The 8557-nt window shown below is 65.2% G+C and carries 10 protein-coding genes; 4 read left to right on the top strand and 6 right to left on the bottom strand.

Annotated elements, in window-relative coordinates; all coding sequences use genetic code 11:
* The coding region (locus HV823_RS10955; RefSeq protein ID WP_176949741.1) for a serine hydrolase domain-containing protein at window positions 1-939 on the top strand (939 nt) is incomplete at its 5' end.
* Between the two features lie 18 nt (window positions 940-957).
* Here the strand turns inward: HV823_RS10955 and HV823_RS10950 are convergent.
* Window positions 958-1593: a LysE family translocator gene (locus HV823_RS10950; RefSeq protein ID WP_176949740.1), complete on the bottom strand. Its 636-nt coding sequence runs from the start codon at window positions 1591-1593 to the stop codon at window positions 958-960.
* 237 nt (window positions 1594-1830) lie between these two features.
* Here HV823_RS10950 and HV823_RS10945 point away from each other — a divergent pair, with 237 nt between their 5' ends.
* Window positions 1831-2274 (top strand): glyoxalase superfamily protein, encoded by a 444-nt coding sequence (locus tag HV823_RS10945; protein ID WP_176949739.1) that lies wholly within the window; start codon window positions 1831-1833, stop codon window positions 2272-2274.
* Between the two features lie 16 nt (window positions 2275-2290).
* Here the strand turns inward: HV823_RS10945 and HV823_RS10940 are convergent, their stop codons facing one another.
* The 5 genes from HV823_RS10940 to HV823_RS10920 form a co-directional block, all read right to left on the bottom strand.
* Window positions 2291-2686, bottom strand: coding sequence for a VOC family protein (locus tag HV823_RS10940; protein ID WP_176949738.1), 396 nt, complete (start codon window positions 2684-2686; stop codon window positions 2291-2293).
* A gap of 51 nt (window positions 2687-2737) precedes the next feature.
* A complete protein-coding gene (gene cysE, locus HV823_RS10935) occupies window positions 2738-3580 on the bottom strand; it encodes a serine O-acetyltransferase (RefSeq protein WP_176949737.1) in 843 nt (280 codons plus the stop codon).
* A 75-nt stretch (window positions 3581-3655) separates the two neighbouring features.
* The gene (locus HV823_RS10930) at window positions 3656-4645 is read right to left on the bottom strand and encodes a WD40 repeat domain-containing protein (RefSeq protein ID WP_176949736.1); all 990 of its coding nucleotides are present in this window, start codon (window positions 4643-4645) and stop codon (window positions 3656-3658) included.
* Between the two features lie 58 nt (window positions 4646-4703).
* A complete protein-coding gene (locus HV823_RS10925) occupies window positions 4704-5816 on the bottom strand; it encodes a CobW family GTP-binding protein (protein WP_176949735.1) in 1113 nt (370 codons plus the stop codon).
* A 170-nt stretch (window positions 5817-5986) separates the two neighbouring features.
* The gene (locus HV823_RS10920; protein WP_176949734.1) at window positions 5987-6781 is read right to left on the bottom strand and encodes a creatininase family protein; all 795 of its coding nucleotides are present in this window, start codon (window positions 6779-6781) and stop codon (window positions 5987-5989) included.
* An 86-nt stretch (window positions 6782-6867) separates the two neighbouring features.
* Between HV823_RS10920 and HV823_RS10915 the strand changes: the two genes are divergently transcribed.
* Both HV823_RS10915 and HV823_RS10910 read left to right on the top strand, forming a co-directional pair.
* A complete protein-coding gene (locus HV823_RS10915) occupies window positions 6868-7389 on the top strand; it encodes a MarR family winged helix-turn-helix transcriptional regulator (RefSeq protein ID WP_176949733.1) in 522 nt (173 codons plus the stop codon).
* Between the two features lie 50 nt (window positions 7390-7439).
* Window positions 7440-8477 (top strand): LacI family DNA-binding transcriptional regulator, encoded by a 1038-nt coding sequence (locus HV823_RS10910; RefSeq protein WP_176949732.1) that lies wholly within the window; start codon window positions 7440-7442, stop codon window positions 8475-8477.
* Window positions 8478-8557: the final 80 nt, after the last annotated feature.

The raw sequence follows: 8557 nt of genomic DNA, 5'->3' as shown, positions 1-8557 counted from the left end.
GATAGCGGCGTAGCAGCACGGTCGCGTGCGCTGGCCGAGGCCAGCGCACTTGCGGCATTGAAGACCGTCATCGTTTCGCGAAACGGCAGTATCGTCGCCGAACGCGGCTATCGCGGGCATACGACCCGCGAAAGCACCAATATCAAGTCGGCGTCGAAATCGATCATCTCCGCTCTCGTCGGCATTGCGATCGACCGCGGGCTGCTGCAAGGCGTCGACCAGCCGATTGCGCCAATCCTGAAATCGGACCTGCCTGCCAGTCCCGATCCGCGGCTTGCGCGGGTGACGATCGGGCACCTCCTGTCCATGCAGGCGGGGCTGGAACGCATGTCGGGCTCGAACTACGGGCGCTGGGTCTCCAGCGGCAACTGGGTGCGGGCGGCGCTCGCCGCACCGTTCGTCGACGAGCCGGGTGGGGCGATGCTCTACTCGACGGCCTCGACGCATCTTCTGTCGGCGATCCTGACGAGGGTCGGTGAAAAGCCGACGCTCATGCTGGCCCGCGAGTGGCTCGCGCCGCTTGAGGATTTCCGCATCGGCGCATGGGAGCGGGACCCGCAGGGAATCTATCTTGGCGGGAACCAGATGGCGATGAGCGCCCGTTCGCTGCTGGCATTCGGCGAGCTTTACCGCAATGGCGGGCGCACGCCGCAGGGCCGGCAGCTCGTTCCGGAGGAATGGGTGCGCCAGTCGTGGCAGTCGCGGACCAATTCCCGCTTTTCCAACGACGGCTACGGCTACGGCTGGTTCGCGCGCGCGATCGGCGGCAGGACGGTGCATTTCGCCTGGGGATACGGCGGGCAGATGCTCTATATCGTGCCGGAACTCGCGCTGACCGTGGTGATGACTTCGCAGGAGAATGCGCCATCGGCGCGGAGCGGCTACCGCGACGAGTTGCACGCACTTCTCGCCGATATCATCGGCGCGGCGCAGAGCTGAGTTTCCCGCCCAAAGGCGTCAGTTTGCGGCCCGGCGGTAGAGGGCAAGGGAGCCGGCCAGCGCCAGCAGCGTGCCGCCGCAGATGCGGTCAAGCCAGAGCATGGCGGATTTCTTCAGGACACGAAAGGCCTGCGAGCCGAGAACGGCGTAGGCGAACATCACCAGAAAATCGATCGTGCCGAATACCACGGCCAGCAGGGCGAACTGCTGCAGTTGCGGGGCCGAGGGGTCGATGAACTGCGGCAGGAAGGCGGAAAAGAACAGATAACCCTTGGGATTGGTCACCGCGACCAGGAAGCTCTTTGTGAAGATGCCGCGGCCGGTGATGGCCTGCCGGGCATCGTCCTGTTCGAGCACGCTGCCGAGCGACCCGTTCGAACGCAGCATCTGTACGCCTAGGACCGCCAGATAGGCGACGCCGACCCATTTGACCACGCTGAACCAGAATTCGGAGGCCGCCAGCAGCGTGCCGAGCCCCAGGGCCACGGCCCCGATCAGCGCGAAATCCGACACGACTGCGCCGCACATTCCGGGCAGGGCGCGGCGAACGCCGTGCCGCGATCCGTTGGTCAAGGCGAGCAGCACCGTGGGCCCCGGGGTGACGATGCCGATGAAGGCGACGAGTGCGAAGGCGGACAGGGTGATCGTGTTCATGGGCTCCTCCTCCAGCATTGCTCCCATGTGACGTTCGGAAAGACAAGGGCCTGCATTTGACAGCAGGCCGCATGGCGGAGTAGTGGAGGTGCAGGGTGAGAGCCCCTGCCGTCCGCAAGCGCAAGCTTTGGTGAAGCCTCTTTTGATCCTGAACGGTTTTCCAGCTTTCAAGGCATGCGAACCGGCGGCAATGCGGACCCCTCCGATCCAAAAGCATGCGGAACCTGGAGCACCTCCATGCGTCTATCGACGCCGCTTCCCTCCCTCGACGGCCTGAAAGGTCAAGCCAGACGGCTGCGCGAGCGCTTTGCCGCCGAAGGGCAGGCCATCAACCATTCCCGTGCGCTGGAACTGATCGCCGCCCAATACGGATACCGCGACTGGAACACGCTGCACGCAGCACTCGGCAACCGGCCGCCATTCGATCCCTGGCAGCTCGGCTCGCGCGTGCGCGGGCACTACCTCGGCCAACCCTTCGATGCGAAGGTGCTGGGCGTGCAGGCCCTGACCGGACAGCCGGGAAAATTTCGCCTGACGCTGCATTTCGACGAGCCGGTGGACGTGGTGACGTTCGATAGCTTCTCCGCCTTCCGCCAGCGCGTCAACTGCACCGTCGACGAGACGGGGCGGACGTCGGCGAAGACCTCCAATGGCAGGCCGCATCTCGAACTGGAATGGTAGCGGACCGGTCCGGGCCTTATCTCAGGTTCAGCTGCCAGGAGACGCCGAAGCGGTCGTTGACCCAGGCGAATTCGCGGCTGAAGCCGTAGTTCCCGAGCGGCATCAGCTCCTCGCCGCCCTCCGAGAGGGCGGCGTAGATCTCGCGGATCTGCGCCTCGGATTCGCATTCGAGGAAGAGCGAGAACGCCGGGGTGAAGGTGAACGGGTGGTCGACCGGGCTGTCTATGCACAGAAGGGACTGGTCGCCGATGTGGAAGCGGGCGGTGGCGACGCTGCCCTCGGCGCCGGATTCGTTCGGCCCGTAGCGAACGATTTCGTCGACCGCGCAGTTGAGGAAGAGGGAGGCGTAGAAGGTCATCGCCTCTTCCGCTTTTCCCTGGAACATCAGGGAAGGCTTCACCGATGCCACCATCGCGCGCTCCTTGCTCTTCTGCCGGCAGGACCTTCGCGCCGAGGGAGAGCCTCAGAGAACGTCCTGCGTCATCTCCTCCGCCGGAACTTCCTTCCGGTCATGGATGCGGACGGTCCTTGCCGGAACGCCGGCAACCGTCGTGTGTGCCGCCACGTCGGCGAGCACCACGCTGCCGGCTGCCACCTTGCTGCAACCGCCCACTTCGACGTTGCCCAGGATTTCCGCGCCGGCGCCGATCATGACGCCACGCCGGATCTTGGGATGCCGGTCGGCCGTCTCGCGACCGGTGCCGCCGAGCGTCACGCCCTGCAGCATGGAGACATCGTCCTCGACGATCGCAGTCTCGCCGATGACGATGCCGGAACCATGGTCCAGCATGACGCCGGAGCCGATACGCGCGGCGGGATGAATGTCGACATCGAAGGCCAGCGCCGCCTGGCTGGCGACAAGCCGCGCGGACGCATGCCGGCCGGCATTCCAGAGGCGATGGGCAAAGCGGTAGGCCTGAAGGGCCTGGAAGCCCTTGAGGTTCAGGAGCACGTGCGCGGGGCCGGGGCATGCCGGATCGCGATCGATGACGGCGGCGATATCGGCCTCCGCTTCGGCCAGCGTTTCGCCGTCGACGACGTCTCTCAACAGCGCCTGCAGCAGGTCGCGTTCCACTTCGCCTGCGGCAAGCCGGGAGGAAAGGACGCGCACGAGCATGTCCGCGCCGGAGGCGGCGGCGAGCACCGGCTGCATCAGCGAACGCAGCGTGGGTTCGCGACCGGCTGCGGCTTCCGCTTCCGCCCTGATGACCTGCCAAACCGGACCTTCCGGTCTATCCTGTGACGGCTTGGCCTGCAAAGGCTGGTCCGCCCGACAGGATGCCGCGTTCGGCGCATTCACGCTCATGTCACTCGTTCCTGCGTTCCGATATGTCGGGGAGGGAGGCGATGTGGCCGCGCCCCTCCGGAAAGCGTTTGGACCTCAGCCGGCGATGTCGATCACGCCACAGTCTCCTGCCTCGCTGGCGAAGGCAAGCAGCTTGCCGTTTTTGCTCCAGGCGAGCGACGAGACGGCACCCTTGCCCGGCCGCCGCAGCAGGACCTCGCGGCTGTCTGAGAAGCGGGCGGCCATGACCATGCCGTCGGAATAGCCGATTGCGACGACCTCTTCCACCGGATGGCAGGCGACGGCGGTCACCATCACGTCGCCGCGGGTGCCGAGTTCCAGCGGCGCCTTGCCCATCGGGCCGTCCTTGGAGGCGAAAGGCCAGACGATGGCGGCGGGCGCACCGGAAGAGGCGAGCCACTTGCCCTTGGCGGACCAGGACATTGACTTGACCTTGGCGGGATAGCCGGTCATGCGCATGTGGCGGGTGTCTGCACCGGGCTTGGTGTCGAGCTTCCAGCCGTGCAGGGCGTTTTCCTGCATGCTGGTGACGAGGAACCGGCCATCTGGGGAGAAGGTGACGCCGGTATGGGCACCCTTCCATTCAAGATCGACGGGCTGTCCGGCCGTTGCCACCCAGTGCAGGGTCGCGCCGTTGTAGCGGGCGACCGCGATGCGCAGGCCCTTTGGCGCGAACGCAAGGCCCTCGACCGTGCGCGCCTCGGTGAATTCCTTCACCGTTCCGTCGGCGAGGCGGACGCGCGTGGTGCGGCCCTCGGCAAAGGCCACGGCACCTTGCGGGCCTGCGGCAACGACCGAGATCCACTTGCGCGGCACCTCGGCCAGAAGGGTGGCCGTGCCGTCTACGGCGACGCGGAAGACCTTGCCGTCCTCGCCGCCGGTGACGAGCGTGTCGCTTGCCTCGTCGCGCACGCAGGCGAGCAGCCCGTCATTGGCCTCGGTGACCTTGTGGCCGTGGTCGAGGCGGTGGATCGCGCCGATCGCTGTCGCAAAGAACGGCACATCGCCGAGAAAGGCGGTCGCGACGACGTGGCCTTCGAGATCGAGAGGGGCGACGGTCGGCATCAGATCTTGTCTTTCTTCAGCATGAGGTCGTCGCGAAAACGCTGCACACTCCTTCGCGTCATGCCTGGGTTGCCTCGCAGGCCTTGAAGGTGCGTTCGATCTTCTCGCGGTCGAGGTCGCGGCCGATGAAGACGAGGCGGCTTTCGCGCTTCTCGCCGTCCTTCCACGCGCGCTGGTGGTCGCCCTCGACGATCATGTGCACGCCCTGCACGACATAGCGCTCCTCGTCGCCGGCAAAGGCGATGATGCCCTTCAGGCGGAGAATGTTCGGACCGTCCGTCTGGGTGATCTTCTGGATCCACGGGAAGAAGCGATCCGGGTTCATTTCGCCGCCGCGCAGCGAGATCGACTGCACCGTCACGTCATGGATGGGCGAGGGGCCGTGGTCATGATGGTGATGGTCGTGATCATGGTGGTGGTGATCGTGGTCATGGTCGTGATGATGGTGGCCGTGATGATCGTGCGAATGATCATGGCCGCAATCGGGACCGCAAACGTGGTCGGCGTGATCGTGATCGAGGAACTGCGGATCGTTCTCGAGCGCGCGCTCGAGGTTGAACGCGCCCTGATCCAGCACCTTGCTCAGGTCGATGTCCGACCGGCTGGTGCGGTAGATGCGGGCCGACGGGTTGATGGCGCGCACAGTCGCCTCGACGGTCGCGAGCTCTTCCGGGGTGACGAGATCGGTCTTGTTGACCAGCACGACGTCGGCAAACGCGATCTGGTCCTCGGCCTCGCGGCTGTCCTTCAGCCGCAGCGGCAGGTGCTTGGCATCAACAAGGGCGACGACCGCGTCGAGCTCGGTCTTGGAGCGCACGTCGTCGTCCATGAAGAAGGTCTGGGCGACGGGAACGGGATCGGCAAGGCCGGTCGTCTCCACGATGATGGCATCGAAGCGGCCGGGACGGCGCATCAGGCCCTCGACGACGCGGATCAGGTCGCCGCGGACGGTGCAGCAGATGCAGCCGTTGTTCATTTCATAGATTTCTTCGTCCGACTCGACGATCAGGTCGTTGTCGATGCCGATCTCGCCGAACTCGTTGACGATGACCGCATATTTCTTGCCGTGGTTGTCGGTGAGGATGCGGTTCAGAAGCGTCGTCTTGCCGGCGCCGAGATAGCCGGTGAGCACGGTGACGGGGATGGGCTTGGGGGAAGCAATTTCGGTCATGGGAACCTCGGACGAATGGCGGGGATGCCTCGGGCATCCGGTTGGCGACTGATATAGGAGATCGCAACAGCCAGCGCAAATTCCGATTCGCAATTCGTTGCGCCGGCAGCTTCTCGGGGTGCGCTATCCGGGCAGGGTTCGGATCGGCGCTCCGGCTCGCACGATCTCGATCAACGCAGCTGCGTGACGTCGAAGGCATCCACGTCTTCCAGCAGTTCGACGATGCCGCGAACGGCGTGGGCGAGCAGGCGCTCGCCTTTTTCCGCGCTCGCCGCCGAGGCGTCGCCGGCTACACCTTGCGGATTGAGATCGGACATCTTCCAGCCGAAGGCATGCGGGCCGTAGGCGCGCAGATGCCGGAAGCGTTCGGTGAATTCGGCTTGCCGCGAGGCAAAGCGCTGCGCCTTGCCCATGTCGACCCGCTCGGGATGGATCGCAAGCATGACCGAGGTCTCGATGTCGCCGCCGTGAATGTCGATCGCCTTGTCCTGCGGGGCGATCCAGCCTTCCGGCTGGCCGAACCGGGTCCAGCTCGTTGCCACCGCCAGCATGCCGAGGCGAATCCGCGCCTCGGTGGCGACGATCGTCATCAGCGGGGCGTTTCCGCCATGCGCATTGAGCATGACGAACTTGCCGATGCCTGAGCGCGACAGATCCTCGGCGATGGAGAACCAGCGTCCGATGGCTTCTTCGTAGGACAGCGACTTCGTGCCGGGGACGTCGAGATGCTCCGGCGAATAGCCGATCTTTTCGGTCGGCAGGAACGTCACCGGCAGTTCGGCGGGCAGGTCGGTGATCAGGCGCTCGGCCAGGGCGTCGGCAATCAGCCAGTCGGTCTCCAGGGGAAGGTGCGGACCATGGCCCTCGTGGGCGCCGAGCGGGAGCACTGCGATCCAGCCCTTGCGCGCCTGCGCTTCCAGCGATGGATCATTGTCCTGCCAGCGTCGCGCAGGTCGGAGGTGCATGGGCCTCTTCCTTCGGTGGTCTTGTCGCCAACGGGTCGGCTCTGTCATACAGGGTGTCGGCGGCGAAACAAGATCGGCGAGGATGCATGGGCAAGAAAAAGAAGGACGAGAAGAAGGAGAAGGGCAAGAAAAAGCACCATGCTCCGGTAGGGGCGACGGACGTATCCGGCGCGATCATTCAGGCCGCGCGCTCGATCCGCACAGTGCTTTCCCGCAATCTTCTCTCCAGCGGACTTTATGCCGGCCAGGACGGCGTGATGCTGGCTCTCGCAGAGGGCGAGGGGATGACGGCCGGCGCGCTTGCGGCCCGCCTCGGGGTCAAGGCGCCGACGATGACGCGTACGATCGGCCGGCTGGAGGCGCAAGGGTTCGTCGAGCGCCGGCCCGATAACAACGACGGCCGCCTCACCGTCGTCGATCTTACCAAGGCCGGGCGGGAAACGCTCGGGCTGATCACGCAGGCCTGCGATCTCAGCGAGCGCCAGGCGCTGGACGGGCTCAGCGAGAAGGATGTCCGCACGCTTTTGAAGCTGCTTCGCACGGTCGACGGGAACCTCCGCGGCATCGAAGTCCACAGCGGCGACAAGCCAGTTGCGGACGAAATTTAAATAGTTTAAATAAACGATTTAAATTGTACTGCGGACATATGGGGAGGGGCATGGCGCAGAAGGTCAAACTGTCCACGATCGCGGAAACGCTGGGTGTCTCCACGGCGACGGTGTCGCTGGCATTACGGGACAGCCCCCTGGTGGCGCTTTCGACGCGCGACCGGATCAAGGAGCAGGCGCGCGCCCTCGGCTATATCTACAATCGCAGGGCGGCCAGCCTGCGCACGTCGCGGTCCGGCATCATCGGTGTCGTCGTGCACGACATCATGAACCCCTTCTACGGCGAGATCCTCAAGGCGATCGAAAGCGAGCTCGACCGCGACCGCCAGACCTTCATCCTGTCCAACCACTACGATTCGGTCGAAAAGCAGCGCAACTTCGTGGAAACGCTGCTGCAACTCGGCGGCGACGGCGTGATCATGTCGCCTGCCATCGGGACGCCGCCGGAGGATATCCTGCTGGCCGAAGACAACGGCATGCCGGCAATCCTGATCGCCCGTTCGATCGAGGGGCTGGACGTGCCGATCTTCCGCGGCGACGACAGCTACGGCATCTCGCTTGCGACGAACCACCTGATCGGGCTTGGCCACCGCGTCATCGCCATGGTCGGCGGCACCGACCAGACGTCGACGGGTCGCGACCGCTACCAGGGCTATGTCAATGCGCTGCGCAAGGCCAACATCGAGGTCGATCCGGCGCTGCGTATCCCAGGCCCGCGCTCCAAGCAGGGCGGGTTCGAAGCGGCCGTCAATTTCCTGTCCTTGCCGCAGAAGCCGACGGCTGCCGTCTGCTGGAACGATCTTGTCGCGATCGGGTTGATGAACGGCATCGCACGTGCGGGCCTGATACCGGGGCGCGACGTGTCGGTGACGGGCTACGACGACCTGGAAGAGGCGTCGATCGCCACGCCGTCGCTGACGACGGTATGGAACGGACAGTCGGAAGTCGGGCGGAGCGCGGCGCGTGCGCTCCTCGACAAGCTTTCGGGAAGTCACGAGCCGGACGGCATCCACCTGATCAAGCCGGAAATGCGCATTCGCCAGTCGACGGGCCCGCTTCGGCACAGTGGTCACGACAATGGAAACTGAGCGCATACCCTCAAGTTCAAGCCGCATCGTGAATGCCAAACGCGCGCGGCAGTAACCGGCCGTTAACCTTGCGGCAAGTT

Origin of the sequence: Mycoplana rhizolycopersici (assembly GCF_013378445.1) — a bacterium.
Taxonomy (GTDB): Bacteria; Pseudomonadota; Alphaproteobacteria; order Rhizobiales; family Rhizobiaceae; genus Mycoplana; species Mycoplana rhizolycopersici.
Note: the sequence above shows the minus strand (reverse complement) of the source record. Positions and strands in the feature narration are given on the sequence as shown.

What these genes read in the sequence shown, in the direction of transcription:
- HV823_RS10950 (WP_176949740.1), bottom strand. Translation starts at nt 1,593, where the DNA reads ATGAACACGATCACCCTGTCCGCCTTCGCACTCGTCGCCTTCATCGGC.
- HV823_RS10945 (WP_176949739.1), top strand. Translation starts at nt 1,831, where the DNA reads ATGCGTCTATCGACGCCGCTTCCCTCCCTCGACGGCCTGAAAGGTCAA.
- HV823_RS10940 (WP_176949738.1), bottom strand. Translation starts at nt 2,686, where the DNA reads ATGGTGGCATCGGTGAAGCCTTCCCTGATGTTCCAGGGAAAAGCGGAA.
- cysE (WP_176949737.1), bottom strand. Translation starts at nt 3,580, where the DNA reads ATGAGCGTGAATGCGCCGAACGCGGCATCCTGTCGGGCGGACCAGCCT.
- HV823_RS10930 (WP_176949736.1), bottom strand. Translation starts at nt 4,645, where the DNA reads ATGCCGACCGTCGCCCCTCTCGATCTCGAAGGCCACGTCGTCGCGACC.
- HV823_RS10925 (WP_176949735.1), bottom strand. Translation starts at nt 5,816, where the DNA reads ATGACCGAAATTGCTTCCCCCAAGCCCATCCCCGTCACCGTGCTCACC.
- HV823_RS10920 (WP_176949734.1), bottom strand. Translation starts at nt 6,781, where the DNA reads ATGCACCTCCGACCTGCGCGACGCTGGCAGGACAATGATCCATCGCTG.
- HV823_RS10915 (WP_176949733.1), top strand. Translation starts at nt 6,868, where the DNA reads ATGGGCAAGAAAAAGAAGGACGAGAAGAAGGAGAAGGGCAAGAAAAAG.
- HV823_RS10910 (WP_176949732.1), top strand. Translation starts at nt 7,440, where the DNA reads ATGGCGCAGAAGGTCAAACTGTCCACGATCGCGGAAACGCTGGGTGTC.